23 protein-coding genes and 1 pseudogene are annotated in these 25294 nt (G+C 68.0%); 8 read left to right on the top strand and 16 right to left on the bottom strand.

What is annotated here, in order from left to right:
• From AC1HFW_RS31575 to AC1HFW_RS31560, 4 genes and pseudogenes are all read left to right on the top strand, one after another.
• A pseudogene (locus tag AC1HFW_RS31575) lies at positions 1-292 on the top strand (polysaccharide deacetylase family protein); the annotation flags it as partial.
• Complete coding sequence (locus AC1HFW_RS31570; RefSeq protein ID WP_479286440.1) at positions 289-1059, top strand: polysaccharide deacetylase family protein; 771 nt, start codon at positions 289-291, stop codon at positions 1057-1059. The pseudogene AC1HFW_RS31575 and the gene AC1HFW_RS31570, both read left to right, overlap by 4 nt.
• Before the next feature lie 142 nt (positions 1060-1201).
• Positions 1202-2338 (top strand): C45 family autoproteolytic acyltransferase/hydolase, encoded by a 1137-nt coding sequence (locus AC1HFW_RS31565; RefSeq protein ID WP_241070058.1) that lies wholly within the window; start codon positions 1202-1204, stop codon positions 2336-2338.
• A 73-nt stretch (positions 2339-2411) separates the two neighbouring features.
• A complete protein-coding gene (locus AC1HFW_RS31560; protein ID WP_479286439.1) occupies positions 2412-3974 on the top strand; it encodes an ABC transporter substrate-binding protein in 1563 nt (520 codons plus the stop codon).
• 529 nt (positions 3975-4503) lie between these two features.
• On the opposite strand, the gene AC1HFW_RS31555 is transcribed toward AC1HFW_RS31560, so the two are convergent.
• The 8 genes from AC1HFW_RS31555 to AC1HFW_RS31520 form a co-directional block, all read right to left on the bottom strand.
• A complete protein-coding gene (locus AC1HFW_RS31555) occupies positions 4504-6063 on the bottom strand; it encodes an ABC transporter substrate-binding protein (RefSeq protein ID WP_061072218.1) in 1560 nt (519 codons plus the stop codon).
• A 192-nt stretch (positions 6064-6255) separates the two neighbouring features.
• The gene (locus tag AC1HFW_RS31550) at positions 6256-6876 is read right to left on the bottom strand and encodes a GntR family transcriptional regulator (protein ID WP_006393370.1); all 621 of its coding nucleotides are present in this window, start codon (positions 6874-6876) and stop codon (positions 6256-6258) included.
• A gap of 90 nt (positions 6877-6966) precedes the next feature.
• Positions 6967-8622 carry an ABC transporter ATP-binding protein gene (locus AC1HFW_RS31545; RefSeq protein WP_061072219.1) on the bottom strand — a complete coding sequence of 552 codons (1656 nt, stop codon included), beginning with the start codon at positions 8620-8622 and terminating at the stop codon, positions 6967-6969.
• Positions 8619-9440 carry an ABC transporter permease gene (locus AC1HFW_RS31540; RefSeq protein ID WP_035360057.1) on the bottom strand — a complete coding sequence of 274 codons (822 nt, stop codon included), beginning with the start codon at positions 9438-9440 and terminating at the stop codon, positions 8619-8621. Before AC1HFW_RS31540 ends, AC1HFW_RS31545 begins: the two co-directional genes overlap by 4 nt.
• Positions 9437-10381 (bottom strand): ABC transporter permease, encoded by a 945-nt coding sequence (locus AC1HFW_RS31535; protein WP_006393367.1) that lies wholly within the window; start codon positions 10379-10381, stop codon positions 9437-9439. The genes AC1HFW_RS31540 and AC1HFW_RS31535 overlap by 4 nt, the downstream gene beginning before the upstream one ends.
• A 61-nt stretch (positions 10382-10442) precedes the next feature.
• Positions 10443-11306 (bottom strand): alpha/beta hydrolase family protein, encoded by an 864-nt coding sequence (locus AC1HFW_RS31530; protein ID WP_006393366.1) that lies wholly within the window; start codon positions 11304-11306, stop codon positions 10443-10445.
• A 653-nt stretch (positions 11307-11959) separates the two neighbouring features.
• On the bottom strand, positions 11960-12385 hold the full coding sequence (locus tag AC1HFW_RS31525; protein WP_035360056.1) for an Lrp/AsnC family transcriptional regulator: 426 nt from the start codon (positions 12383-12385) through the stop codon (positions 11960-11962).
• Positions 12386-12561: 176 nt separating this feature from the next.
• Positions 12562-13473 carry a DUF808 domain-containing protein gene (locus tag AC1HFW_RS31520; protein ID WP_006393364.1) on the bottom strand — a complete coding sequence of 304 codons (912 nt, stop codon included), beginning with the start codon at positions 13471-13473 and terminating at the stop codon, positions 12562-12564.
• 169 nt (positions 13474-13642) lie between these two features.
• Here AC1HFW_RS31520 and AC1HFW_RS31515 point away from each other — a divergent pair, with 169 nt between their 5' ends.
• Complete coding sequence (locus AC1HFW_RS31515) at positions 13643-13951, top strand: DUF1272 domain-containing protein (protein WP_479286437.1); 309 nt, start codon at positions 13643-13645, stop codon at positions 13949-13951.
• Here the strand turns inward: AC1HFW_RS31515 and ytfE are convergent.
• Positions 13948-14628, bottom strand: coding sequence for an iron-sulfur cluster repair protein YtfE (gene ytfE / locus AC1HFW_RS31510; protein WP_006393362.1), 681 nt, complete (start codon positions 14626-14628; stop codon positions 13948-13950). The genes AC1HFW_RS31515 and ytfE overlap by 4 nt on opposite strands.
• A gap of 150 nt (positions 14629-14778) precedes the next feature.
• On the opposite strand from ytfE, the gene norR reads away from it, so the two are divergent.
• Entirely contained in the window at positions 14779-16299 is a 1521-nt protein-coding gene (gene norR / locus AC1HFW_RS31505; RefSeq protein ID WP_241074972.1) for a nitric oxide reductase transcriptional regulator NorR, read from the top strand.
• Positions 16300-16304: 5 nt separating this feature from the next.
• Here the strand turns inward: norR and AC1HFW_RS31500 are convergent, their stop codons facing one another.
• The 5 genes from AC1HFW_RS31500 to AC1HFW_RS31480 all read right to left on the bottom strand — a co-directional run bounded on the left by AC1HFW_RS31500 (position 16305) and on the right by AC1HFW_RS31480 (position 21305).
• Positions 16305-18737 carry a TonB-dependent siderophore receptor gene (locus AC1HFW_RS31500; RefSeq protein WP_479286434.1) on the bottom strand — a complete coding sequence of 811 codons (2433 nt, stop codon included), beginning with the start codon at positions 18735-18737 and terminating at the stop codon, positions 16305-16307.
• Between the two features lie 89 nt (positions 18738-18826).
• A complete protein-coding gene (locus AC1HFW_RS31495; protein ID WP_241074974.1) occupies positions 18827-19840 on the bottom strand; it encodes a FecR family protein in 1014 nt (337 codons plus the stop codon).
• 14 nt (positions 19841-19854) lie between these two features.
• Entirely contained in the window at positions 19855-20382 is a 528-nt protein-coding gene (locus AC1HFW_RS31490; protein WP_479286433.1) for a sigma-70 family RNA polymerase sigma factor, read from the bottom strand.
• Positions 20383-20482: 100 nt separating this feature from the next.
• A complete protein-coding gene (locus AC1HFW_RS31485; protein ID WP_061072224.1) occupies positions 20483-20836 on the bottom strand; it encodes a gamma-glutamylcyclotransferase family protein in 354 nt (117 codons plus the stop codon).
• 109 nt (positions 20837-20945) lie between these two features.
• Positions 20946-21305, bottom strand: coding sequence for a hypothetical protein (locus AC1HFW_RS31480; RefSeq protein ID WP_104021598.1), 360 nt, complete (start codon positions 21303-21305; stop codon positions 20946-20948).
• A 225-nt stretch (positions 21306-21530) separates the two neighbouring features.
• Here AC1HFW_RS31480 and AC1HFW_RS31475 point away from each other — a divergent pair, with 225 nt between their 5' ends.
• The gene (locus tag AC1HFW_RS31475) at positions 21531-22295 is read left to right on the top strand and encodes an SDR family oxidoreductase (RefSeq protein WP_479286431.1); all 765 of its coding nucleotides are present in this window, start codon (positions 21531-21533) and stop codon (positions 22293-22295) included.
• Positions 22296-22617: 322 nt separating this feature from the next.
• On the top strand, positions 22618-22977 hold the full coding sequence (locus tag AC1HFW_RS31470) for a helix-turn-helix domain-containing protein (protein ID WP_479286429.1): 360 nt from the start codon (positions 22618-22620) through the stop codon (positions 22975-22977).
• Between the two features lie 104 nt (positions 22978-23081).
• Here AC1HFW_RS31470 and phbB read toward each other — a convergent pair whose 3' ends face one another.
• Together phbB and AC1HFW_RS31460 are read right to left on the bottom strand one after the other, a co-directional pair.
• Complete coding sequence (phbB, locus tag AC1HFW_RS31465; RefSeq protein WP_006393355.1) at positions 23082-23822, bottom strand: acetoacetyl-CoA reductase; 741 nt, start codon at positions 23820-23822, stop codon at positions 23082-23084.
• A gap of 39 nt (positions 23823-23861) precedes the next feature.
• Positions 23862-25202 carry a CitMHS family transporter gene (locus tag AC1HFW_RS31460; protein ID WP_479286428.1) on the bottom strand — a complete coding sequence of 447 codons (1341 nt, stop codon included), beginning with the start codon at positions 25200-25202 and terminating at the stop codon, positions 23862-23864.
• Positions 25203-25294 lie beyond the last annotated feature (92 nt).

Raw genomic sequence — 25294 nt, 5'->3', positions numbered from 1 at the left:
CAACAACACGGTGTCGCTGGACGACTATCCGTTCTATTTCACCGGCCACAGCCTGGCCGCCGAGGCCTGCGACAACTGGATCGAGGAATTCGAGGCGCTGCGCCAGGCCGAGGGCTACATCCATTTCACCGTGCACCCCAAGGCCGCCGGCGGTTCCGGCACGCCGGCGCGCGCCGCCGCCATGGACCGCTTCCTGGCCCATGTCGCCGCCCAGCCGGACGTGCACTGCATGACGCTGGAAGCCCTGGCCCGCCATTGCCTGGCCCACCCCGCCGCCTGGAGAATCGCATGACGGGCCCCAAGACCGTACTGGTCACCCTCAACGTGCAGGGCATCGGCCCCGAAGCCGCCACCCGCCCGGAACACGAACTGCACGGCCGCGACGGCCATGGCCGCTATACCTATGGCGGCGGCCTGGCGCGGGTGCTGGACATGCTGCGGCGCCAGGAGATCCGCGCCACGCTGTTCTGGCCGGCCTTCGAGGCCGAGCGCTGCCGCGACCTGCTGGAACAGAGCCTGCGCGACGGCCACGAGGCCGCCTCGCAGGGCAACGCCTTCGAGGACCTGGCCACGCTCGGCGAGCGCGAGGCCGAGGTGCTGCAACGCGGCCGCGACCGCCTGGCGGCGCTGACCGGCCAGGCGCCGCGGGGCTTTCGCTGGACCGGCGGCGGCTTCAGCCCGCGCACCCTGCCGCTGCTGCGCGAGCTGGGCTACCGCTACGACAGCAGCGCCATCGACGACGACGCGCCCTACGCGCTGGACGCGGACGGCGCGCCCGGCATGGTCGAACTGCCGTGGAGCGAAGGCCTGTGCGACGCCAGCCATTTCGGCCGCCGCGTCACGCAGGACCGCGCCTATGCGCACCTGGCCGAACAGGGCGACGCCCTGCTGGCGGCCGAGGGCTACGCCTGCCTGACGCTGCACCCGCGCGCCGACAACGGCGTGGGACGCGCCGCCCGGTTGCAGATGATCGAGCGGCTGCTCGACCGCCTGCGCGCGGCCGGCGCCCGCTACGCGCGCTGCGACGACCTGGCGCGCGAACACGCGGCCGCCGCCTGACCGGTGCGCCGCCCCTGCCGGGGCGGCCGGACCGCTATCCCCGGGCAAACCCTCGGTAATATTGGCGCCAAAATAAGCTAATATTTTTGCAACATTCCCTCCTCTCCCCCGACCTCACGGCGCCTGGCGCCGCTATCCGTCCATGACCCAGATCACCCAATTCCCGTTCGTATCGGTCTCCGGTACTCCCGAGGCCCGCGGCCGCGCCTATGGCCAGCAAGCCGCCGATCGCGTGCGCAAGAGCGCCGCCATGTACGGCCAGACGCTGGTCGACCTGGGTTACGACGCCATGGCGCGCACCCGCCTGATCGAGAGCTTCGCCCGCGAGATCGAGAACTTCGCGCCGCACTACCTCGAGGAAATGCGCGGCATCGCCGCCGGCGCCAACGTGCCGTTCGAAGACATCGTGATGGTCAACGCCCGCACCGAGGTCATCGCCAAGGCCCGCGCCGAAAAGAAGAAGGCCGCCGAGCTCGAACCGGGCGACGGCTGCACCGGCGCCCTGATCCTGCCGACCCGCTCGGCCAATGGCCGCCTGATCCATGGCCAGAACTGGGACTGGCGCGCCGAGTGCGCCGACACCGCCATCGTGCTGCGCGTGCGCAACGACAACGGCCCGGACATCCTGACCTTCGTCGAGGCCGGCGGCCTGGCCCGCAGCGGCCTGAACAGCGCCGGCGTGTCGATCACCGCCAACTACCTTGAATCCGACCGCGACTTCCGCCAGCTCGGCGTGCCGCTGTCGCTGATCCGCCGCAAGGTGCTGGAACAGGAACACTTCGCGCTGGCGATCAAGGCGGTCAGCACCACCCAGAAGTCCTGCTCCAACAACATCATGATCGGCATGGCTGCGGGCTTCGGCGTCGATTACGAATGCACCACCGATGAAGCCTTCCCGATCTACCCGGGCGCCGACGACCTGATCGTGCACGCCAACCACTGGGTCAGCGAAGTCGCCCTGGGCAAGCTGCGCGACACCGGCCGCGCCAGCACTCCGGAAAGCGCCTACCGCGACTGGCGCGTGCGCCGCCTGTTGAACGAAAAGGACAAGCTGACCCGCGAAGACCTCAAGCGCGCGCTGTTCGACGACTTCGGCGCGCCCTACTCGGTCTGCCGCCCGCCGCGCCCCGGCAGCCACGACAACCTGTCGGCCACCGTCGCCATGGTCGTCATGGAACCGGCCGCCGGCCTGATGGAAGTGGCGCCCCTGCCGGCGCTGAACCGCACCTTCACCCGTTACAGCCTGGACGCCGAGCCCGAGCTGCTGGCCGCGGCCTGAGCTTTCCCGGTCCCATGACCGCCGGCGGCGGCCGGATCCCCCGGCCGCCCGCGCAACCCCTGGAAACGCATCGATGAAAACAAAACTCCTGAATACCGCGGTTGCCCTGGCGCTGGGCACGCTGGCCGGCTCCGCCCTGGCCCAGGCGCCGGCGCCGCTGCGCATCTCGTTCACCGCCGACATCCGCTCGACCGAGCCCGGCGTCAACCGCGACAGCAACAGCGACGCGGTCGTGCTGCACATCGTCGAAGGCCTGGTGGCCTACGGCGAGGACGCCGAAGTCCGCCCGCTGCTGGCCGAATCCATCGACATCAGCCCCGACGGCAAGACCTACACCTTCAAGCTGCGCCAGGGCGTCAAGTTCCACAACGGCGCGCCGCTGACCTCGGCCGACGTGCTCTGGACCTGGCAGCACTACACCGCCGCCAACTCCGGCTGGCGCTGCGCCAGCGAATTCGATGGCCGCGGCACCGTCAAGGTCACCGGCGTCGAGGCGCCCGACGCCCAGACCGTGGTCTATCACCTGGAAAAACCCAGCAGCCTGTTCCTGGCCTCGCTGGCGCGCGCCGACTGTGGCGGCACGGGCATCCTGCAGAAGGCCTCGGTCAAGGCCGACGGCAGCTGGGACAAGCCCATCGGCACCGGCCCCTTCGTCTTCGCCGAATGGAAGCGCGGCGAGTACGTGCGTCTGACCAAATTCGCCGACTACGCCAACCGCGACGGCAAGCGCGACGGCTACACCGGCTCCAAGCGCCCCCTGGTCGATGAAGTGCGCTTCGTCATCGTGCCCGACGACTCCACCGCCAAGGCCGCCCTGCAACGCGGCAACATCGACATCATCGAGGACGTCTCCAACAACGACGTGCCGGTGCTGCAAGGCACCCCCAACGTCAAGGTCGCCTACGCGCCCGTCATGAGCATGACCGCGCTGCTGCTGCAGACCAAGGACCCGCTGCTGTCCAATCCCAAGATCCGCCAGGCCCTGGCCCACGCCATCGACTACGACCAGCTCGCCGCCGCCGTCACCGAAGGCCTGGCCAAGCCCAACAACTCCATCGTCCCGCTGGTCTCGCCGTACAACGACGCCACCCAGAAGGAAGGCTGGAAATACGACCCCGCGCTGTCCCAGAAGCTGCTCAAGGAAGCCGGCTACAAGGGCCAGGAACTGGAGCTGATCACGACCAAGCGCTACCCGCAGTCGTACAACTCCGCCGTCATCATCCAGGCCATGCTGCAGGCCGTCGGCATCAACGCCAAGCTGTCCGTGTCCGAATGGGCCACCCAGCTCGACCGCTACAACGCCGGCACCTACCAGATGATGACCTTCCCGTATTCCGCCCGCCTGGACGCGGCGCTGAACTACGAAATGGTCACCGGCGACAAGGCCAAGCAACCGCGCAAGGTCTGGGACAACCCCGAAGCCCAGAAACTCCTGGACGCCGCCTCGGTCGACACCGACCACGCCAAGCGCCAGGCCTCCTTCGACCAGCTGCACAAGCTGTTCCTGGCCGACGTCCCCAGCATCCCGCTCTACAACGGCCTGGACATCGGCGCCTTCCGCACGGACATCAAGGGCTACACCCCCTGGGCCGTGAAGAAGCCGCGCGCCTGGGAAGTCGAACGCGTGGCGAAGTAAAACCACAGCAACCCGCCCCAAAACAAAGAGGCCGCGAAAGCGGCCTCTTTGCATTACAGGCATGGTGAAAGAAAGCCCGGCGGCAATCCAGCATGAAAACCTAAACCCGCCCCACACCGTCCAACCAAAGCCACAACAAGCAGCGCCCGCCACCCGCGCGCAGCGCCAACCTCAACCGCAAGCCACCACGTAAGCTCAAAAAGGCCGCCCGCGCGGCCGCCTTTGAGCGGGCCCCGCAAGCCCCTCCCCCGCCCCCCCGTTGCAGCCAGGAACCCAAGCAAAAAAAAACCGCCCCGGCAACCGTCAAGTTTCAACGGTCGAGTCCGGGGCGGCGTTGGCCTGCCGTGCGCGGGGCGTGTAGATGCGCCCGAGGGAAACCGTAGGGAAGGCCGTAGGCCTGGACGAGGTTGACAACGGGGCAGTCCGGAGCGAACGCTCCGGACCGCAATCGTAGCCCCGCGCACGGCAGGCCAACGCCGCCCCGGACGGCCCCCCAAAAAAACCGTCCGACAAAAAACCTACGAACTACTTACTTGCCAACGACCTTAGTCTCCCAAGCCCGCGGCTTCCCCTCCCAAACCGAAAACCCCTCGACCCGCTTATTCGTCGCCCAAGCATCCGCCCCGTTATAAAGCACCAGCAACGGCGTCTGCTCCAACATCAACGTATGCAGCTGGTCGAACAGCTTCTGCCGCTTGGCCGGATCCGATTCCAGGAAACTCTCGTCGATCAGCTTCTGCGCCTCGGGATCATCCCAGACCTTGCGCGGCTGCTTGGACTTGTCGCCCGCGAACTGCTCGAAGCTCAGCGCCGGATCGATCCGCGAAGAGAACGTGAACGAACTGATCTGGTACTTGCCCGTGTTGTAGCGGTCCAGCTGCGTGGCCCACTCCAGCACCTCGATCTTGGCATTGATGCCCACCGCCTGCATCATCGCCTGCGCGATCACCGCCACCTGGTAGCTCGGCACGTGCGCGCGCTTGTTGGCGTAGATCACGATCGGCTCGCCCTTGTAGCCCGCTTCCTTCAGCAGCTGCTGCGCGCGCGCCGGATCGTACTTGTAGGTGCGCTTCTCGGTCTCCTGGTAATAGGCCGACCCGGCGTACACCGCCGAGTTGTTCAACTGGCCCAGGCCTTCGGAGGCCGCCGCCACCACCTGCGGAATGTCCAGCGCCGCCGCGATCGCCTGGCGCAGCTTGACGTTCTTGAGCACCGGATCCTGCGTCTGGAACAGCAGCGTGTGCTTGGTGGCGTCATGCGGGCTCATCACCGACACGGTCGCGCTCTTCTTCAGTTCGGCCACGTCCGTGATGGTGATCTGGCTGGCGTCGATCGCGCCCGACACCAGGCCGGCCTTGGCGGTCGAGGGGTCCGGCACCACCAGGAACTTGACCTCGTCGGCCAGCGGGCGCTTGGCGCCGACGTAGCCGTCCGGCTTGTCGCCGGCGCTGGGCGAGACGTAGTCCTTGAACGCGGTCAGCAGCACGTATTCGCCGCGCTTCCATTCCTTGAACTGGTACGGACCCGTGCCGACCGGCGCCTTCCATGAGCCATCGGCGTTGACCGAGTCCTTGCTCAGGATCGCCGTCATGCCGCAGTCGGTGCGGGCCAGCGAATCGAGGAACACGGCCGACTTGCGGTCGATCTTCATGATGACGGTCTGCGCGTCGGGCGCGGACACGTCCGTGACCTTCAGGCCGTTGCGGCCGTCGAAGTCGCTGCGGCAGCGCCAGTCCGTCTTCGCGTCCATGTAGCGCTGCCAGCTCCAGATCACGTCGGCCGACGTCAGCGTGGCGCCGTTGTGGAACTTGACGCCGTCGCGCAGCTTGAAGGTATAGGTCAGGCCGTCTTCCGACAGGTCGACCGACTTGGCCAGCAGCGGCGCCACCGTGCCGTTCTCCCGGTAGCCGACCAGGCCTTCCACCATGTTCAGCACCACGCCGTCGGTGGTGTTGTCGCGGTTGACGCCCGGATTGGTCGAGCGGATGTCGGCCGGCTGGGCGATGGTCAGGGTGGCGGCCTGGGCCGCGCCTGCGGCGGCCAGGGCCAGGCTGAGCGCGAGCGCTCGGGATACAGGAAGGTGGTGCATTGTAAAAACTCCCCCGGGGGCATGCGACGCCGGATTCATAACTATATTGGCGCCAAAAATAGCTGCCCATTATGAAGACTAATGGCCGATGCGGTATCCGGGGTATCCCTGAAAGCGGCCCCGAAATGACCGCGGCGGCCTCCTTTTTCAAGGAAGGCCGCCGCGAATGGGGCAGCGATCAGGCGGCGCGGGTCAGGAAATGTCCTGGCCGACGTGCTGGGCGATGATCTTCTGCAGGCGCTTGACGTCGCGCGCCTCGAGCGCCTCGACCATGTCGAAGTGCTCGCGGGCCGAGATCTCGATGCGCGAGCGCGTCACCCATTCCTTGGCGGGGGCCGCCGGCCCGCGCGCGCGGGTTTCCTGGATCAGGGCCGCCAGTTCGCGGTTGGCGCACATGTCGTACATCCCGGCGTGGAACGCCAGGTTGACCTCGTACTGCTCCAGCAGCGTGCCATCCTGCAGCAGCTTGGAGAAACGCTCGGCCAGCGTGCGCAGGGCGCGCACCTTGGCCGCCGTGACATTGGGCATCAGGTCGGCCGCGGCGCCGGTTTCCAGCAGCACGCGGATATCGCGGATCTGCACGTGCTGGTCCGGGTCCATCGTGTAGACGTGGTACCCGCGGTTGGGGATATGCGCGATCAACCGCTTGGCGGTCAATTGGTCGAGCGCCCGCCGCACGTCCAGGCGCTTGGCGCCGTAACGTTCCTGCAGGTCGATCTGTTTCAGCCACGCGCCGGGGCCGTATACCCCCGACTGAATATCCAGGGCAATACGGTCAACCAGGCCCGGCTGTGTCGCCGCCGCTTTCGGCATGGACCACTCCCGTGAATCAAATCCAAACCGCGTATTTTATGCATAAGTCCGCGCCGGGACGGCAAGCCCGGCCGGCGCGGACCCGTCCCCTCAGGCCGTGGCCCGCGACGGCTCCTGCTGGTCCAGGCGCCAGCGCAGGCGCACGCCGCCGGTTTCGGTCGATTCCAGGGCTGGAATCGCCGACAGCAGGCTGCGGGTGTATTCCTCGCGCGGCTGGTCGAACACCGCGTCGCGCGAACCCTGCTCGACGATGCCACCGTCGCGCATCACCACCACCCGGTCGGCCACCTGCTCCACCACGCCCAGGTCGTGGCTGATGAACAGGCAGGAGAAGCCGTGGCGTTCCTGCAGGTCGGCGAACAGGTCCAGCACCTGCGCCCGCACCGTCACGTCCAGCGCCGACACCGGTTCATCGGCGATGACGAAGGACGGCCGGCGCACCACCGCGCGGGCGATGGCCACGCGCTGGCGCTGGCCACCGGACAGTTCGTGCGGAAAGCGCTTGGCGTATTCCGAGCCCAGGCCGACTTCGGCCAGCACTTCGTCGACGCGGCGGCGCTTGTCGGCGGCGGGCATGTCGACCAGCATGCGCAGGCCTTCGCCCACCAGCTCGCCGATCGTCATGCGCGGGTCGAGCGACGAATACGGGTCCTGGAACACCATCTGGCAATTCAGGCGGTAGTCGCGCCAGGCCGGCGAACGGCGGTTGACCTGCTGGTTGCGGAACAGGATCTGGCCGGAGGTCGGCGACAGCAGGCCGGCGATGGCGCGGCCCAGCGTGGTCTTGCCCGACCCCGAGCCGCCCACCACCGCCACCACTTCGCGCGGCTTGACGTGCAAGTCGATGCCGTTGAGCGCGCGCTTGGCGCTGGTGCGCGAGAACAGGCGCTGGTGGCCGGCGTAGTCGACCACCAGGTTCCTGACCTCGACGATCGGCGCTTCCTGGATCGGCGCGCGCGCCGGCTGGCGGCGCGGCATGGCGTCCAGCAACTTGCGGGTGTAGGGATGCTGCGGGCGTTCCAGGATGCCGGCGGTGGTGCCGGTTTCCAGCACCTTGCCGTGCTGCATCACCACCATGCGCTCGGTATAGCGCGCGACCATCGGCAGGTCGTGGCTGATCATCAGCACGGCCGTGTTGTGCTCGCGCGTCAGGTCGACCATCAATTCCAGCACGTCGCGCTGCACCACCGCGTCGAGCGCGGTGGTGGGCTCGTCGGCGATCAGCAGCGCCGGCTCCAGCAGCATCACCGAGGCCAGCATCATGCGCTGGCGCATGCCGCCCGAGAATTCGTGCGGCCAGGCCTCGATCGCGGCCTTGGGGTCGCGGATGCCGACCCGGCGCAGCATCTCCAGGATGCGTTCGCGGCGCTGCGCCGTCGACAGGTCGCGGCGATGCAGCTTGAGCCCTTCGTCCAGCTGGCGTCCGATGGACATGGACGGGTTGAGCGAGGTCATGGGTTCCTGGAACACCATGCCGATGCGCGCGCCGCGCAGCTTGCGCAGCGCGGCCGGGCTGGCCTGCGTGACTTCCACGCCCTCGAAGCGGATCGAGCCGCCGGCCACCACCAGCGGCGGCGGCGTCAGGCCCATGATGGCGCGCGCCGCCTGGGTCTTGCCGCTGCCGGACTCGCCGACGATGCCGACCATTTCGCCCGGCGCCACCTCGAAGGACACGCCGCCGACGATTTCGCGGCCACCGCGGCCGACGGTCAGGGACAGATTCGATACGGTTACCAGTGCGCTCATTGCACGCCCCTCATGCGGGGATCGAAGCGGTCTCGCACCGCGTCGCCCAGCAGGTTGATCCCGAGCAGCGCGAGCGCGATGGCCAGGCCGGGAAGAATGGAAAGATAGGACGCCTGCGCCATGAACGGACGGGCGGCGGCCAGCATGTTGCCCCAGGTCGGCGCGGGCGGCGGCACGCCCAGGCCCAGGAAGGACAGCGCGCTTTCCGCCAGGATGACCCAGCCGAACATCGAGGTCGCCAGCACCGTCAACGGCGCGACGCAGTTGGGCAGCACGTGGCGCACCATGGTGTAGAGCTCGGAGTTGCCCAGCACGCGCGAGGATTCGATGAACTCCTTCTCGCGCAGCGACAGCACCGTGCCGCGCACGATGCGGGTCACCGACGGCGTGTAGGCCAGGCCCAGCGCCAGGATGATGCCGTACTTGTTGGCGCCGACCACGGCCAGCAGGCCCAGCGCCAGCAGCAGGCCGGGAAAGGCCAGCAGGGCGTTGTTGAAGGCCATGATGATGCGGTCGGTCCAGCCGCGCACGAAGCCGGTCAGGGTGCCGATGATGGTGCCCGCCACGATGGAGAAGCCCACCGTCAGCAGGCTGATCCAGACGCTGCTGGAGGCGCCGGCCAGCAGGCGCGACAGCTCGTCGCGGCCAAACTCGTCGGTGCCCAGCAGGAATTCGCCGCCGGGCGGCTTCAGGCGCGCCACGAAGTTGATCTTGAGCGGGTCGTGCGGCGTCCAGAAGGCGCCCATGATCGCCGCGACGATCATCGCCGCCACGATCACGCCGCCTATCAGCGCGTTAGCTGCAATTCGCTTTTTCATTCGGCGGTCACTCTCGGGTCAAAGATGGGATAGCAGAGGTCGATCAGCAGGTTCACGATCACGTAGATCACGCCGACGAACAGCAGGCAGCCCTGGATCACGGGATAGTCGCGGGCGAAGATCGAATCCACCAGCAGCCGGCCCAGGCCGGGAATGGTGAACACGGTTTCGACCACGGCGATGCCGCCGAGCAGGTTGCCCAGCACCAGGCCGATCAGCGTCCAGGTGGGGCCGAAGGCGTTGCGGAAGGCGTGGCGCATCAGCACCGCGGATTCCGACAGGCCCTTGGCGCGGGCGTGGGTGATGTAGTCCAGCCGCAGCACTTCCAGGGTGCTGGCGCGCGCCATGCGCATCAGCACGCCGATCTCGTGCAGGAACAGCGTCAGGATCGGCATGGCCAGGTACAGCAGGCCGGCCTTCCAGTCTTCGCCGATGGACACGTAGCCCACCACCGGCAGCCATTGCAGCTTCAGGCCGAAGAAGATCAGCAGCAGCAGGCCGAGCCAGAACGTGGGGATGGACACCAGCAGCGTGGCGGTGCCAACCAGGATCAGGTCGGGCGCCTTGTTCTGCTTCCAGGCGGCGATCATGCCGGCCGGCACGGCCACCAGCGCGGCGAACAGCACGGCCACCAGCACCACGCGACCGCTGATCAGGAAGCGGTCCCACACCAGCGGCAGCACGGGCTGGCCGGTGTTGATGGACGAACCCAGGTCGCCATGCAGCATGTTGCCGAACCAGATGCCGAACTGGGTGGGCCAGGTCTGGTCCAGCCCCAGTCGCGCGCGCAGGTCGGCCAGCGCCGCCGGCGTGGCCAGGTCGCCCAGCAGCAGCTGCGCGGGATCGCCCGGAATCAGGCGGATCATGACGAACACCGCCACTGCCACGATCAGCAGTGTCGGAATGGCCATGACGATACGGGATAGCGCGAAACGCAGCATGGCCCTCTCCTATCGCGGCAGACAGGCGCTCGCGCGCCCGCTGCCGATCTTGTTTTTGATGTTATTCATTTCGCAGTTTGCGCAGTTCGGCGGCCAGGAAGTCCTGCACCTGGCCGACGCACTTGAGGCCGTCGTGCGGCACGTTCTCGACCACGTCCAGTACCGCCTTGACGCCGGCCGCCTCGAACGAGCGGCGCAGCGATTCCAGGCGTTCCGGGCGGGTGGCGCCGGCCGAGTTGGCGCCGGGCATGAAGAACTTGCCGCCTTCGCGGTGGGTGATTTCCCAGGTTTCCAGGTCGGCCTTGCCGACGATCATGTGCACCGCGACCTGGCGCAGGGCCTCGATGTCGACGGCCTTGCCGAAGCGGGCCTCGGCGCCGCGCACGCCGACCCACCAGTCCTGGCTGGGATCGAGCAGCGTGACCGAGCCGGGCGCGCCGATCGAGGCGGCCCACAGGGTTTCGGGGTGCAGCAGGGTGTAGCGGTTGACGAACTGGCCGCCGCCCGAATAGCCGAACAGGGCGAAGCGGCTGAAGTCACGGCCGAATTTCTCGCCGACTTCGGCGACCATGCCTTGCAGGATGTGGTCGTAGCGGATGTCGCCTTCGATCAGCTGCTTGAAGCCGTCGCGGTTGCCGTCGCCCAGCGGGCTGACGGGGAACAGCGGGCACAGCACGATGCAGTCGTTCCAGCGGGCGAATTCGGCGAAGGCGTCGCGGTATTCGACGAAGGCGCGGCCGGTGCCGTGCATGATCACGACCAGCTCCATGGGGTGCTTGGCCTGGTCGATGTGCGGGGGGACGTACATGCAGTACGAGAAACGCGGGTCGATGCGCGAGGCGAAGACGGTGCTGTGGCCAAGGTCGTACATGGCGCGGGCGCGGGCGGCGTCGGGGGCCAGGGCGGGTGCTGCGGTGGACTGCATGATTTCCTCGATTCCCGGGGGCTTGTGGGCCGGGGTGTTGCTGGCGGGGGGATGTTTACCTAAATTGGCGCCAATTTTAGGAACAGGGTGGGTTGGGGGCAACTGGGGGGAATCCCTAACGGAGGGGTGTTACGGGGGGGTGATGGGCCGCTTTTTTGGGGGGCCGGGTGGGTTCTTTTGACGCGTGGCGGACGGGCCGGGCGGAGGGCGGGGCTACGATTGCGGTCCGGAGCGTTCGCTCCGGACTGCCCCATCCTCATCCTCGTCCGCCTTCGGCTCCCTTCGGATTCCGTCGGGCGCATCTACACGCCCCGCCCTCCGCCCGGCCCGTCCGCCACGCTGCGTCAGCGCGGGTTGGGGCGTCGCTGGGGGGGGCTGGTGTGCTTGGGCGTTGTGGGGTGGGTGGATGCAGGAGGGAATATCTTGCGGGGTCGCCCCGAAAGGCCGCGCGGGCGGCCGTTCGGGGCATTTGGGTATTTGGCGCGGGGGGTGTGCTTGGTTGTCTGCGTTGTTCTTACTTCGCTGTTTGTACCTGTGGCGGTGTGGAGGTCGGTCCGTCAGGGGTGGCGAGGGGGGATACGCATTGGGGGGCGTGCGGCAACGCTGGGGATGGCGCGGCGGGGGCGTGCCGTCGCCGGTGGGATGCGGGCGGGTCAGTCCAGTTTGTAGCTTTTGAGGTGGATGCTGGTTTCGGTGGCGGAGATGGCCTTGATGAGGCGGACGCGGTCCAGGACGCGGGACATTTCCTCGATGTTGGAGACGCGCAGTTCGGCCAGCAGGTCCCAGCGGCCATTGGTGTCGTGCAGGGCGACGACGGCGGGGTCGCCCAGGAGGATGCTGACGACGCGGCGGGTTTCGTTGCCGTCGACGGCGATGTTCATCCAGGCGCCGATCTGGTCGGGCTCGGATTCCGGGCGCAGCCTGACGGTGTAGCCGACGATGACGCCCTCGTCTTCCATCCGCGCGATGCGGTTGTTGATGGTGCCCCGTGAAACGTCGAGCTTTTTAGCCAGGGTGGCGACGGTCGCGCGTGCGTCGGCGCGCAACAGCCCCAGCAATTGCTGATCTAGTGTGTCCATGATTGTTCCCGCTTGTTCCCGCGTAAAAATTGGCGCCAATTTCGCATCTTATACGGATTCGGCACGATACAGGAGCGGGATGACCGGCTGGCCGGCGTGCCCGCGCCTGGGGCGCTTTTGCCACGGCCCCAATTTACCGCGTTTGGCAGGGTATTGATTTCTGGCGGTTTTTTGCCCTACTTGCCCACGATGCGCCGGGCCGCCCCGACCACCGCCAGCGTCAGCGCGCCGGCGGCGATGCCGAAGACGGCGCTGAGCAGGGTCGACAGCAACATCGACAGGACGCCGCCGCCGGCGACCGCGGCCACGTGCTCGATGGCCGCGCCCAGCGGCGCGATGCCATGCGTCAGGATGCCGCCGCCCACCATGAACATGGCGGCGGTGCCGACGACCGACAGGGTCTTCATCAGGTAGGGCGCGGCCACCACGATACGCTGGCCGAACCAGGCCGCCACGCGCGCGCGCCGCTGGCTCAGATACAGGCCCAGGTCGTCGAGCTTGACGATGCCCGCCACCAGGCCGTAGACGCCGACCGTCATGATGAGCGCGATGCCGGCCAGCACCACCGACTGGCGCAGCATGTCGGCGCCGGCCACGGCGCCCAGGGTGATGGCGATGATCTCCGCCGACAGGATGAAGTCGGTGCGCACCGCCCCCTTGATCTTGTCGCGCTCGAACGCCACCATGTCCACCGACGCATCCTGCAGCGCCTCGGCGCGGGCAGCGTGATTGCCTTGGGCTGAGTCGCCGTGCGGCAGGAATTTGTGGGCCAGCTTCTCGACCCCTTCGAAGCACAGGAACAACCCGCCCGCCATCAGCAGCGGCGTCACGGCCCAGGGCGCGAAGGCGCTGATCACCAGCGCCGACGGCACCAGGATCAACTTGTTGATGAATGATCCCTTGGCCACCGCCCACACCACGGGCAGTTCGCGATTGACCGGCACGCCCGAGACCTGCTGCGCGTTCAGCGCCAGGTCGTCGCCCAGCACGCCGGCCGTCTTCTTGGCCGCGACTTTGGTCATGACGGAGACATCGTCCAGGATGGTGGCGATATCGTCGAACAATGCAAAAAAGCTGCTGCCGGCCATATTGGCCCCCATGCCGAGGAGATGCCTGAGTGTACAGGCGGCCGGCTGCCCGGCAAGGCCGGAGCGCCCCCGGTTCCTGGCCGTTTGCGGCCGCCGGTTGTCCGTCCATGGCCGCCGCGTGGCGACGGCCCCCGGTATGCTGGGCGGATGACCTGCCGAGGAATCCGCCATGCTTGAACTACGCCCCAGCTGTGAGCACTGCGACGCCGACCTGCCGCCGGCCAGCGCCGACGCGCGGATCTGCAGTTTCGAATGCACGTTCTGCGTGCGTTGCGCCGACGAGGTGCTGGGCAATGTCTGCCCCAACTGCGGCGGCGGCTTCGCGCCGCGGCCGGTCAGGCCGGCCGCTGACCGGCGCAACGGCAACTTCCTGGGCAACTATCCGGCCAAGACGGCGCGCAAGCACCGCCCGGCCGACCTGGCCGCGCACGCCGCCTTGCTGCGCCAGTTGCGGGACGTTCCCGCGCGGGAACGCTAGCCCCGCGGCCGCACCGCCTCGGCCTCGGCGTTCTCGAACAGGATGTTGTTCTCCAGGTGGATGTGGGCCATCAGGTCCTGCTTGAACGTGCCGATCCCCAGGTACAGCGCGCGCCAGGTGTTGCAGGCGGCGCGCGGCAGCGTCAGGTCGTGCGTCAGCGCCATCAGGCGCTCGACCGCCACGCCATGGTCGTCGTGTTCCATGCGCATCATGGTGATCGGCATGACCGCCATGGCGCCATGGCCGCGCGCCAGCATCGGGAACAGCACCTGTTCCTCTTTCTGCATATGGCTTTCCAGTTCCTGGCGCATGTCGCGCAGGTGGTCGGCCAGGCCGGTCGGGCAATCGGGGCTGTCCGCGTGCACCTGCTCGACCTTCATCGCCAGCCGGATCAGTTCGGGCAACTGCTGGCGATGGACCTCGTGGTAGCGCGCCAGGATGTGGTCGATCAGGTCACCCGGACTCGCTTGACCCCAATCGCGCTCGTCCGACGCCGTGCCCGCCAGGGCCTGCAGGCGCGCCTCGATCTGGGCCGCGTCCAGCGAGCGCTGCGCCGCCGCCTCGGCCAGGCTTTTCTTGCCGCCACAGCAGAAGTCCAGCTGGTACTCGTGGAACACCTGGGTGGCGCCGGGAATGCTGCGGGCCAACTGGCCCAGGGATTGCTCAACCATGCTCATTGCGTTTCTCCATGCTTCATGAGGGTGCCATAGCAGTAGCGAGATCCGTGCCAGGAAAAGCTTGCGCCAAATCAAGGGTTTGCAAATTAAAGGGTAAAAACCACCCGGCGTCGGTACGGTATTAATGACCCGCAAGGGTACGATCAACCCATGCAAAACCTGTTGCTTACCGACCTGGTCGTGGACCTGCCCGCCGCCGTGCGATTGCAACGGCTGGCGGCCGGGCTGCGCGCCCATTTCCGCTGCGGCGCCGTCGCCCTGCTGCAGCTGGAGGCCGACCACCTGCGTCCGATCGCCGTGGACGGCCTGACCCAGGACGCGCTCGGCCGCCGCTTCGCGGTCCAGCAGCACCCGCGGCTGGCGGCCATCCTGGCGCGCCGCGGCGTCACCTGTTTCCACCATGACAGCACCCTGCCCGATCCGTACGACGGCCTGATCAACGGCATGGCGGGCGAGCCGCTGCCGGTGCACGACTGCATGGGCACCAGCCTGCACATCGAGGGCCAGCCCTGGGGCGTGCTGACGCTGGACGCGCTGGAGGTCGGCACCTTCGATGCCGAGGCGCAGTCGGACCTGCGCGAGATGATCGTGCTGGTCGAGGCGGCGCTGCGCGTGACGCGCCTGGAGGCCGAAACCCGCGCCCTGCGGCTGGCGCGCGGCGCGGCGCCGACGGACAGCGCGGTGGCCGACGACAGCGACATCCTCGGCCAGAGCGAGGCCATCGGCCGGCTGCTGCACGAGATCGAGGTGGTGGCCGATTCCGAGCTGCCGATCCTGTTGCTGGGCGAGACCGGCGTCGGCAAGGAATTGTTCGCGCATCGCGTGCATCGCCAGTCGCGCCGCCGCGGCAAGCCGCTGGTGCACGTGAACTGCGCGGCGCTGCCGGAGTCGCTGGCGGAAAGCGAACTGTTCGGCCATGCCAAGGGCGCGTTCTCGGGCGCGATGACCGAGCGGCCCGGGCGCTTCGAGGCCGCCAACGGCGGCACGCTGTTCCTGGATGAGGTGGGCGAGTTGCCGCTGGCGGTGCAGGCCAAGCTGCTGCGCACGCTGCAAAACGGCGAAATCCAGCGGCTCGGCGACGACCGCCCGCGCACCGTGGACGTGCGCATCGTCGCCGCCACCAATCGCGACCTGCGTGCCCTGGTGCGCCAGGGCGACTTCCGCGCCGACCTGTATCACCGGCTGTCGGTCTATCCGGTGCCGATCCCGCCGCTGCGCGAACGCGGCCGCGACGTGCTGCTGCTGGCCGGCCGCTATCTGGAACTGAACCGCGCCCGCCTGGGGCTGCGCAGCCTGCGGCTGTCACCCGAGGCCGAGGACATGCTGAGCCGCTACCGCTGGCCCGGCAACGTGCGCGAGCTGGAACACGTCATCAGCCGCGCCGCCATCAAGGCCGTCAGCCACGGCGCCCCGCGCAACGAGATCGTCACGCTGGGCGCGGGCCTGCTGGATCTGGAGGACGGCGCCCTGCCGGCGCCGCCGCCCGAGGAGCCGGCGCTGCCAGCGGGCGCCACGCAGACGCTGCGCGGCGCGGTCGACGCCTGCCAGCGCCAGGCGATCCGCCGCGCGCTGGACGCGCACCAGGGCAGCTGGGCCGGCGCCGCGCGCGCGCTCGAGATCGACGCCAGCAACCTGCACAAGCTGGCTCGACGGCTCGGTTTGAAGGGCTGAGGCGGCTACATGGCGTAGCGCAGCGTCAGCATGGCGCTGCGCGGTTCGCCGTAGAGGTTGTAGAAAATGCCATAGCCCGGCGTGCGCAGATAGGTGCGGTTGAACAGGTTGTTGACCGACAGCGCCATGTCCCAGTGTTTGTCGATCTGGTAGCCGACCCGCGTCGAGACCGTGGCATAGCCGCCCTGGCGCTGATCGGACGTGTACACATCGCTCTGGGCCTGGACGCCGACGCCAAACCGCCAGCCGCGCAGCGCGCCGCCGAAGTCCTCGGCGCCGAAGCGGTACTGGGTCCACAGCTTGAACAGGTGCTTGGGCAGGACATCGGCGCCGAAACGCTGGCCGACGTTGGCGGGATCGGAGTCCTGCAGGTACTTGGCCTGGGTATAGGTGTAGCCCGCCGACACGTCCCAGCCGGGCGCCGGGCTGCCGCTGATCTCGGCCTCCCAGCCCTGGCTCTGCACCAGGCCCGCGGAGCGATAGCACGACCCGGTGGGCGTGCCGTCGCAGCCGACGTGCTCCGGGTCGGTCATGGCGCGGTTCTTGTCACGGATGCGGAAGAACGCCAGCGAGGCATTCAGGCGGCCGTCCAGGAATTCCCCCTTCAGGCCCGTCTCCATCTGCCAGCCCACGCGCGGCTTGAGCGCCTGGTTGCTGAAGTCCTTCTGGGATTGCGGCACGAAGATGTCGGCGTAGCTGCCGTACAGCGAGACATCCCGGGTCACGTCCAGGATCACGCCGCCGAACGGCGTGAATTCCTTGTCGGCCTTGTTGGCGCCGGTCTCCCACGCCGTGACGTCGGGAGCCACGGCGCGGCTTTTCTCCCGGTAGTCGGTCCAGCGTCCGCCCAGCACCAGCGTCAGCGGATCGGCCAGCCGGAAGCGGCCGGAGGCATACAGGCCGGATTGCGTCGTCAGGCTCTCGTTGCGGTTGCGCACCGGCGCGGCGTAGATCTCGTTGAAATCATGGTCGTTCAGCGGATCGACGTCGGTCAGCGTGGCGAAACGGCTGCCGGTGATCGAATCGTAGCGGGCGTAGTTGTACCCAACCGTCAGGATATGTTCGCGGCCCAGCAGCGGGACCGGCCCCGACAGGTGCACGTCGCCCTGGTCCCATTCGAAATCGTTGGCGATCCTGCCGACCATCATGCCGCTGCGGCCCGTCGCCACATCCAGCGGCGCCGACGCGAACGCGGAATAGCCGCGATAGCGCGTCTCGCGGTGCAGATAAGCGGCCTTGAACTCCCAGCCGCCGGCCAGGCGCTGGGTCAGGTCGGCGCCGTAGTCATAGGTGCTGTCCTTGGACATCTTGTCCGGTCCCACATAGGACGAGCGGCCCGGCACGCTGCCATCGGCATACAGCGGCAGGCCGTTGAAGTTGCGGAAACGGCGCTCGTTGTAGGTCGCCGTCAACCCCAGCGTGGTCCGCGGCGTCAGGTCGTATTCCAGCACGCCATAGAAGGTGCGAGGCTCGAGGCGGCCCTCGTCGTAGAACTTGTCCTCGTCCTGGTAGGCGCCCACCAGGCGCCCGCGCAGCGTGCCGGCCGCGTTCAACGGACCGCCGCCGTCCGCTTCCACCCGCCGGTGATGCCACGACCCGGCCGAGATCGACGAGGCGAAATGGGCCTCGTCGCGCGGACGCTTGCGCACGTAGTTGATGACGCCGCCCGGCTCGCCGGTGCCGGTCAGCAGGCCCGACGGGCCGCGCAGGATCTCGACGCGGTCATAGATGGCCAAGTCCAGGTGCGGACTGTAGTCCTGCTGCGGAATGCCGTCGTACTGCACGCTGGTGGAAAAGCCGCGCGCGTTGAATTTCTCGGTGCCCTCGTAGTCGGAACGCGTCATGCCGGTCACGTAGGTCAGCGCCTGGGCCACGGTGGTGCTGCCCTGGTCGTCCATCTGCTGGCGCGTCATGACCGAGACCGACTGCGGGATCTCGCGCAGGGACTGCGCGTCCTTGGTCAGGGTGACGGCGCGCGCGGCGTACGATCCCGATCCCTCGGTCGTGGCAATGCCGCGCCCGTCGACCGTGACGGCTTCCAGCACGGTCGCGCCGCGCGGCGCCGGCACCAGGGTGTAGCCCGCTTCGCTCCTGGCCGCCCGGTAGCCGGTGCCGCGCAGCAGGACGTCGAATCCTTCGTCGACGCCATAGGCGCCCTTGAGCCCGCCGCTGACCACGCCCGCCAGGCTGCGCACGTCGAAGGCGATTTCGGCGCCGGACTGCTGCGCGTAGCGGCTGAGCGCCGGCGCCAGCGGGCCGGCGGGAATGTCGTAGTGCATGGCCTGCGCGGCCGCGCCTTCGGCGCGCAGCGGCGCGGCCTCGGCCAGCATCAGGCCGGCCGCCACCATCAGGGGCAGCCCGCGGACCAGGGGAAGGAATCCGGCTTGCCGGCGCGCGTTCGAACCCGCACGCGCGGCGCGGCGGCGTAGTGAAACCATGTCATTGCATCCTGTTCGGTTGTTCTCTTTGTTTGACGAACAGGAATCCGGAAGTGGAACCAGCGCCGCAAAATATTTCCGCGCGCTTGCTACGGCGACGGCGCCATGTCGACCTGCAACAGGTAAGGCGTATAGCTGCGGACGCGCAGGCCGGGCAGGCTCGCGGCCAGCAGCCTCAAGGCCCGATCCGTATCGTCCAGCGGCAGCACCGCCGAAATCCGCACCCGCGACAGCGCGGCGGCGTCGTACCCGATGTACCCGCTGCGATAGCGCTCCAGGGTCCGCAGCACATCCGAGAGCGGTTGGTCTTCGACGAACAACCGATGATGGTTCCAGGCGTCCTCGACGGCGCGCGCGTCGATCGCCTCCAGCGCGCCGGCCCCCGCCGCAGTGAAGCGCAGCTGCTGCCCCGCCGCGACCGTGATGCCGTCGGCACTGGCGGCGCGCTGCTGCGCGGCCGTCTGCACCCGGACGCTGGATTCCAGCACCTTGAGCAGCGTCGACGATTCGCCGCGGCTGACGATGAAGCGCGTGCCCAGCGCGCGCATGCTGCCGTCGCGCGTCTCGACCAGGAACGGCCGGCTGGCGTCCTTGGCCACTTCCACCAGGATTTCCCCCTGGATCAATTCGATGGCCCGGCGCGCGGCGTCATAGCGCAGGTTCACCGCACTGGCACTGTTGAGCATGATGCGGGTGCCGTCCGGCAGGGTCTGCGTCTGCCATTGACCGGTGCCGGCCCGCAGGTCGGCCATGAGGTAGGCCGGCGGATAGGCCTGCAACGCCAGCCAGGCCGGCACCGCCAGCGCCAGGGCCAGCAGCAGCGCCACCGCGTGCGCCCTGGCACGCCGCAGCCTGCCAGGCCGGGCCAGGACCGTTCCCAGCGCCGCCGCGCCCTGCGCGCTGGTGCCCGTGCCGCGGACTGCGTCGGCATGGCCGATCAGGCGCTCCATGCGCGCGGCGGCGGCCGCGTGGCGCGGGTCCGCGCGCTTCCAGGCCTCCAGGTTCGCGCGAGCGCGGCGCCGCTGGGATTCGTCGTCGGACGACAGCAGCACGATCCATTCGGCCGCCTGGGCGGCCAGCGATTCGGTGTCGGTGGCGGTCACGGGAGGCGGGCCGTTCAGGCGTCGAGGCTGTTGCAGTGGAGCAGCACCTGGATCAGGTACTTCTGCACCATCTTGGTCGAGACCGCCAGGTGGCTGGCGATGGCGGCATGGGTCTGCCCTTCGAGGTAGTGCAGCAGGAAGGCCGCGCGCGCCTTGGCGGACACGCCTTCGAGCACGCGGCAGATGTGTTCCAGCGCCTGCGCCGCGACCAGCAATTGTTCGGGCGAGGGATAGACCGGCAGCGCCTGGGCCGCGCTTTCGAGTTCGGCCAGGTAGGCGCGTTCGAGGTTGTCGCGCCGCGCCCGGTCCACCAGCAGGCGCTTGGCCGTGGTGGTCAGGTAGGCGCGCGGTTCGTTGATCGGCAGGCAATGGCCCTGCAGGGCGTCGCGCGAGGCCAGCAGGCGCTCGAAGGTGTCATGCGCCACGTCCGCCGCGTTGTGCGCGCATCCCAGGCGCCGGCGCAGCCAGTTGAACAGCCAGGAATGATGGTCGCGGTACAGCCCGTGCAGCTGCTGCCGCACCCCCGATTCTGCCGCCACCATGTCCCCCGTGTCCCGCCGATTGATTGCAAATGAGAATTTTTATCAATTTAGAATAAAAAAACGGCGCGCGCAAACCTGCGCGCGCCTTTGCGTGGCCCGCTCAGGCCTTGACGTACACCCAGGCCTGCGCGCCGGACTTGAGCCGCACCGAGACCCGCTTGTAGTCGGACACCTCGTAGCGGTCGGCGGCTTCGAGTTCCTGCGCGGTGATCTCGAACACCATGCCCGGCACCTCGTCTTGCGGGTCGTCGCTGGCGCTGACGATGGGATGGCGCGCCAGGCCGCTGGTCTTGATGACCTCGGGATCGGTGATCTCGACCCAGCGCTGCACATAGCCGGTCATGGCATCCGCCCTGCCGTTGAGTTCGCGGCCGAAGTTGGCGCGTTGCACGGCCTTGTCCTGCAGGGTTCCGTAGGAGAAAAGCAGAACCCCGGTTTCGTTCGAGTCAGGCACCTTTGTGTCCTTTAGGAAAATTTGTATACCTGACTGTACACCAGCCGCGCGCCGGCGCGGCCATCCCGGACACCCGGGAGCATGCGCCGTGCGCCGGCGGGCGCCGGGCTCACGACCTCGGGATCTTCTTCAGGCAAACATCGACCACGGCCATCACCTGCGCGCCCAGCCGTTCGCGCTCGGCGTTGTTGGTATTGGTCGCCAGCAGTTCGTCGTAGCGCAGGAAATCCTTCACCGGCACCTTGGACTGCAGGCCGTCCATCACGCACTGGCAATAGCCCTTGGCCTTGGCGTCCACGTCGCTGGCGGCGATGGCGGGCGGCGCCTTGGCCTTGAAGCCTTCCAGGCAGGAACCGTAGGTGGCGCGTTGCACCTCGGGCGGATATTCCGTCTTCTTGCCGCAAGCGGCCAACAGCAACAAAGCCATTGCGCCCGCGCCCAGGGCGGCGCGGCGGGACCGGACTGTCATGGCGTTCCTCGGTATTCGATCGACCAGCGCCGATTGTGGCATGGCCGTGGCCGCGCCGCATCCCGGCGCGGGAGCCGGCCCCGGCCAGCCTGGCGTGGTCCTTACTTACGGGCGTGCGCCCCGCCGGACCGTCCGGCCCAGGGAAAGAGGCGCAAGAAGCGGATAGCCCGGCCGGCCCGGCATGCCTATCGTCGGGGATCACTCCCCCAACGGAAAGGAACGATCATGCAGCAACTGACCGGCAAAGTCGCGATCATCACCGGCGCCAGCTCGGGCATCGGCTACGAGGCGGCAAGACTGTTCGCCCGCGAAGGCGCCCGCCTCGTGGTGGTGGCGCGGCGCCAGGCCGAACTGGAACACCTGGTCGCGGCCATCGAGGCCGATGGCGGCCTGGCCGTGCCACTGGCCGGCGACGTGCGTGACGAGGCCGTGGCCGAGGCCGCCGTCACCCTCGCCGAACGCCGCTTCGGCGGACTGGACATCGCCTTCAATAACGCCGGCATGACCGGCGACGCCCTGCCCCTGCACCAGGTTCCGCCCGACGCGTGGCGCCAGATCCTGGACACCAACCTGAGCAGCGCCTTCTTTGGCGCGCGCCACCAGATCCCGGCGATGCTGCGGCGAGGCGGCGGTTCGCTGGTCTTCACATCCACCTTCGTCGGCCACACGGCGGGCTTTCCCGGCATGGGCGCCTATGCCGCCAGCAAGGCCGGCCTGATCGGCCTGACCCAGGCGATCGCCGCCGAATATGGCGCCCAGGGCATCCGCGCCAACGCCCTGCTGCCGGGCGGCACCGACACGCCGATGGGCCGCGCCTCGATGGATTCGCCCGAGGCGCGCCGCTACGTCGAGAGCCTGCATGCGCTCAAGCGCCTGGCCAGCCCCGCCGAGATCGCGCGCTCGGCCCTGTACCTGGCGTCGGACGCGTCCAGCTTCACCACTGGCACGGCATTGCTGGTGGATGGCGGGGTGTCGATCAATCGGGGGTAATGGCGCCGCCGTGGACATTCTCGCGCCGCAGACGCTCGGCAAAGAATCAGTCGATTGTCCTAGAAACGCGCAACAAGCTTGATACGTGTGGGCAGGAACCTTAGAAAGTCCCAGGTTCCTGCATCTTTTTGCTTTGGCAGGCCGTAAACCTTCCCAGCCGTACACAACGTCAAGGTGCTCAGCCAGCATCAATATGGCTTTCGTCTGCGGATCGGTGCGTACCGCGTCCTGTTCGATATCGCAAACACCGTCCGCATCATTGACGTTCAAGAAGTAAAGCGGCGCGACGACAATACCTATTGATACAGACCGGGAAAATTCCATGCGCCTGCACCCCACCATACTTGAGTCCGACGGCAAGCCCGCCTTTGTCGTCCTTCCCTACGCGGAATACCTGGCGCTGACCCGCACGAGGGCGCGACCGGCTCGACGCCCTGCGCGGGTGCCCTCGGATGGCTCGATTCCCCATGAGGTCGTTGCGTTGATGAGCGGCAATGGATGGAGCATCGTACGCGCCTGGCGAGAATACCTGGATATCACCCAGATCGACATCGCTACCCGGCTGGGCATACGTCAACCCAGCTACGCGGCGATGGAAGCCCCCGATGCCAATCCTCGAAAGAGCACGCGTGAGCGCATCGCGGCAGCCCTCGGCATCCAGTTCGACCAGCTCGACGTGTAGCTCGGGAAAAGGAATGGCCCTTCAGGCGCGCCATTCCCCCGCAGTGATCACCGATTGCCTTAGGTCCGGACGACACCATCGATAGCAAACCGGCCAAGCCCCACTCAACTCATGTACACGCCGCCGTTGATCGCATAGTTCGCGCCGGTCACGAATGCCGCCTCGTCCGATGCCAGCCAGGCGCACAGGCCGGCCAGGTCCTTGGCGGTGCCCAGGCGGCCCACCGGCACGCTTTCGATGATGCGGTCCAGCAGCGCCGGCGGGAACGCCTTGACGGTGTCATCGGCGATGAAGCCCGGCGACACCAGGTTGACGGTGACGCCGCGCGCGGCCACTTCCTGCGCCAGCGAGCGCGTGAAGCCGATGACCGCGCCCTTGGCGGTGGCGTAGTTGATCTGGCCGATCTGGCCTTTCTCGGCGGCGACCGAACCGATGTTGATGATGCGGCCCCAGCCGCGCTCGGCCATGCCGTCGACCACCTGCTTGGTGCTGTTGAACAGCGTGTCCAGGTTGCTGCGCAGCACCGCCGACCAGTCGGCGTGGCTCATCTGGCGAAAGCGCATGTCGAGCATGGCGCCGGCGTTGTTGACCAGCACGTCGATCTCGCCGACCTCGCGCCGCACCTTGGCGAAGGCGGCCTCGGTCGAGGCCCAGTCGGTGGCGTCGCCTTCCGAGGCGATGAAGTCGTAGCCCAGCGACTTCTGTTCCTTCAGCCAGTGGTCCTTGCGCGACGAGCGCGGCCCGCAGCCGGCGATGACGCGGTGGCCCGCGTGGTGCAGCGCCTGGCAGATCGCGGTGCCCGTGTGGCCCATCCCGCTGGTGACGTAAGCAATGCGCAAAGCCATGAACGTGCTCCTTTCAAGAAACGTGGGAAGGCGCCGCCGTCAGGCGACGGCGCCGACCAGGGGGAACAGACCGAACGCCAGCGCGGCCACCAGCATCACCAGGCACACCATCGTGGCCCACTTGAGCGAATAGCGCTGGTGGTCGCCGAACTCGACGCCGGCCAGGCCCACCAGCAGGTAGGTCGACGGCACCAGCGGGCTGAGCAAGTGCACCGGCTGGCCGATCAGCGAGGCGCGCGCCATCTCCACCGGCGAGATGCCGTAACCCTGCGCGGCTTCGCTCAGGATCGGCAGCACGCCGAAGTAGAAGGCGTCGTTCGACATGAAGAAGGTGAACGGCAGGCTGACCAGCGCGGTGATGCCGGCCAGGTACGGCCCGAGCGCGTCGGGGATCACCGCCAGCAGGCTGCGCGACATGGCTTCCACCATGCCCGTGCCCGACAGGATGCCGGTGAAGATGCCCGCCGCGAAGATCAGCGACACCACCGACAGCACGTTGCCGGCGTGTTGCGCCACGCGGCGGCGCTGCTCGGCCAGGTTCGGGTAGTTGATGATCAGCGCGATCGCGAAGGCGATCATGAACAGCACCGGCAGCGGCAGCACGCCCATCACCAAGCTCACCATCAGCGCCAGCGTCAGGCCGGCGTTGACCCACAGCAGCCTGGGGCGGCGCAGGTCGTGGTCGACCTCGATCTCGGGCAGGTTCTTGGGACCGTCCTCGTCATAGCCGGCGTGCAGCGAAGCGCCGTCGGGCAGCGACAGCACGCCCAGGCGGCGGCGTTCACGCAGGCCCAGGAAGAAGGCCAGCATCAGGATCGCGACGATGGCCACGCCCATCACCGGCACCAGCGGCACGAAGATGTCGCCGGCGTCCACGTGCAGCGCGCTGGCGGCGCGCGCGGTCGGCCCGCCCCACGGCGTCAGGTTCATGACGCCGCTGGCCAGCATCGCCAGACAGGTCATGGACAGCGCGTTCATCTTCAGGCGGCGGTACAGCGGCAGCATCGACGCCACCACGATCATGTAGGTGGTGGAGCCGTCGCCGTCCAGCGAGATCACCAGCGCCAGCACGGTGGTGCCGACCACGATCTTGAGCGGGTCGCCCTTCACGGCGCGCAGGATGCGGCCGACGATGGGGTCGAACAGGCCGGCGTCGATCATCACGCCGAAGTAGAGGATGGCGAACATCAGCATGACGCCGGTTGGCGCGATCTTGCGGATGCCGTCGAGCATCATCTTGTCGATGCCGGCGCCGAAGCCGCCGAGCAGGGCGAAGATGATGGGGACGAGGATCAGCGCCACCAGGGGCGACAGGCGCTTGGTCATGATCAGCGTCATGAACGTGATCACCATGCCGAAGCCAAGCAGGGTCAAAAGCATGAGGGGTATCTCCGGACTCGTTGTTATTTGCACGCCGGTGGGGCGCTGGGGGGGAAGACTAGGAAGAAAAGCTGTCTGGAACCTGTCGTTTT

Source organism: Achromobacter sp. ISS7 (assembly GCF_056523125.1).
The sequence above is the reverse complement of the archived record's forward strand: the minus strand, read 5'-3'. Positions and strand labels throughout refer to the sequence as shown.

Bases quoted from the DNA above. Each gene is read 5' to 3' on its own strand.
- AC1HFW_RS31570 (WP_479286440.1), top strand. From the start codon at position 289: ATGACGGGCCCCAAGACCGTACTGGTCACCCTCAACGTGCAGGGCATC.
- AC1HFW_RS31565 (WP_241070058.1), top strand. From the start codon at position 1,202: ATGACCCAGATCACCCAATTCCCGTTCGTATCGGTCTCCGGTACTCCC.
- AC1HFW_RS31560 (WP_479286439.1), top strand. From the start codon at position 2,412: ATGAAAACAAAACTCCTGAATACCGCGGTTGCCCTGGCGCTGGGCACG.
- AC1HFW_RS31555 (WP_061072218.1), bottom strand. From the start codon at position 6,063: ATGCACCACCTTCCTGTATCCCGAGCGCTCGCGCTCAGCCTGGCCCTG.
- AC1HFW_RS31550 (WP_006393370.1), bottom strand. From the start codon at position 6,876: ATGCCGAAAGCGGCGGCGACACAGCCGGGCCTGGTTGACCGTATTGCC.
- AC1HFW_RS31545 (WP_061072219.1), bottom strand. From the start codon at position 8,622: ATGAGCGCACTGGTAACCGTATCGAATCTGTCCCTGACCGTCGGCCGC.
- AC1HFW_RS31540 (WP_035360057.1), bottom strand. From the start codon at position 9,440: ATGAAAAAGCGAATTGCAGCTAACGCGCTGATAGGCGGCGTGATCGTG.
- AC1HFW_RS31535 (WP_006393367.1), bottom strand. From the start codon at position 10,381: ATGCTGCGTTTCGCGCTATCCCGTATCGTCATGGCCATTCCGACACTG.
- AC1HFW_RS31530 (WP_006393366.1), bottom strand. From the start codon at position 11,306: ATGCAGTCCACCGCAGCACCCGCCCTGGCCCCCGACGCCGCCCGCGCC.
- AC1HFW_RS31525 (WP_035360056.1), bottom strand. From the start codon at position 12,385: ATGGACACACTAGATCAGCAATTGCTGGGGCTGTTGCGCGCCGACGCA.
- AC1HFW_RS31520 (WP_006393364.1), bottom strand. From the start codon at position 13,473: ATGGCCGGCAGCAGCTTTTTTGCATTGTTCGACGATATCGCCACCATC.
- AC1HFW_RS31515 (WP_479286437.1), top strand. From the start codon at position 13,643: ATGCTTGAACTACGCCCCAGCTGTGAGCACTGCGACGCCGACCTGCCG.
- ytfE (WP_006393362.1), bottom strand. From the start codon at position 14,628: ATGAGCATGGTTGAGCAATCCCTGGGCCAGTTGGCCCGCAGCATTCCC.
- norR (WP_241074972.1), top strand. From the start codon at position 14,779: ATGCAAAACCTGTTGCTTACCGACCTGGTCGTGGACCTGCCCGCCGCC.
- AC1HFW_RS31500 (WP_479286434.1), bottom strand. From the start codon at position 18,737: ATGGTTTCACTACGCCGCCGCGCCGCGCGTGCGGGTTCGAACGCGCGC.
- AC1HFW_RS31490 (WP_479286433.1), bottom strand. From the start codon at position 20,382: ATGGTGGCGGCAGAATCGGGGGTGCGGCAGCAGCTGCACGGGCTGTAC.
- AC1HFW_RS31480 (WP_104021598.1), bottom strand. From the start codon at position 21,305: ATGACAGTCCGGTCCCGCCGCGCCGCCCTGGGCGCGGGCGCAATGGCT.
- AC1HFW_RS31475 (WP_479286431.1), top strand. From the start codon at position 21,531: ATGCAGCAACTGACCGGCAAAGTCGCGATCATCACCGGCGCCAGCTCG.
- AC1HFW_RS31470 (WP_479286429.1), top strand. From the start codon at position 22,618: ATGCGCCTGCACCCCACCATACTTGAGTCCGACGGCAAGCCCGCCTTT.
- phbB (WP_006393355.1), bottom strand. From the start codon at position 23,822: ATGGCTTTGCGCATTGCTTACGTCACCAGCGGGATGGGCCACACGGGC.
- AC1HFW_RS31460 (WP_479286428.1), bottom strand. From the start codon at position 25,202: ATGCTTTTGACCCTGCTTGGCTTCGGCATGGTGATCACGTTCATGACG.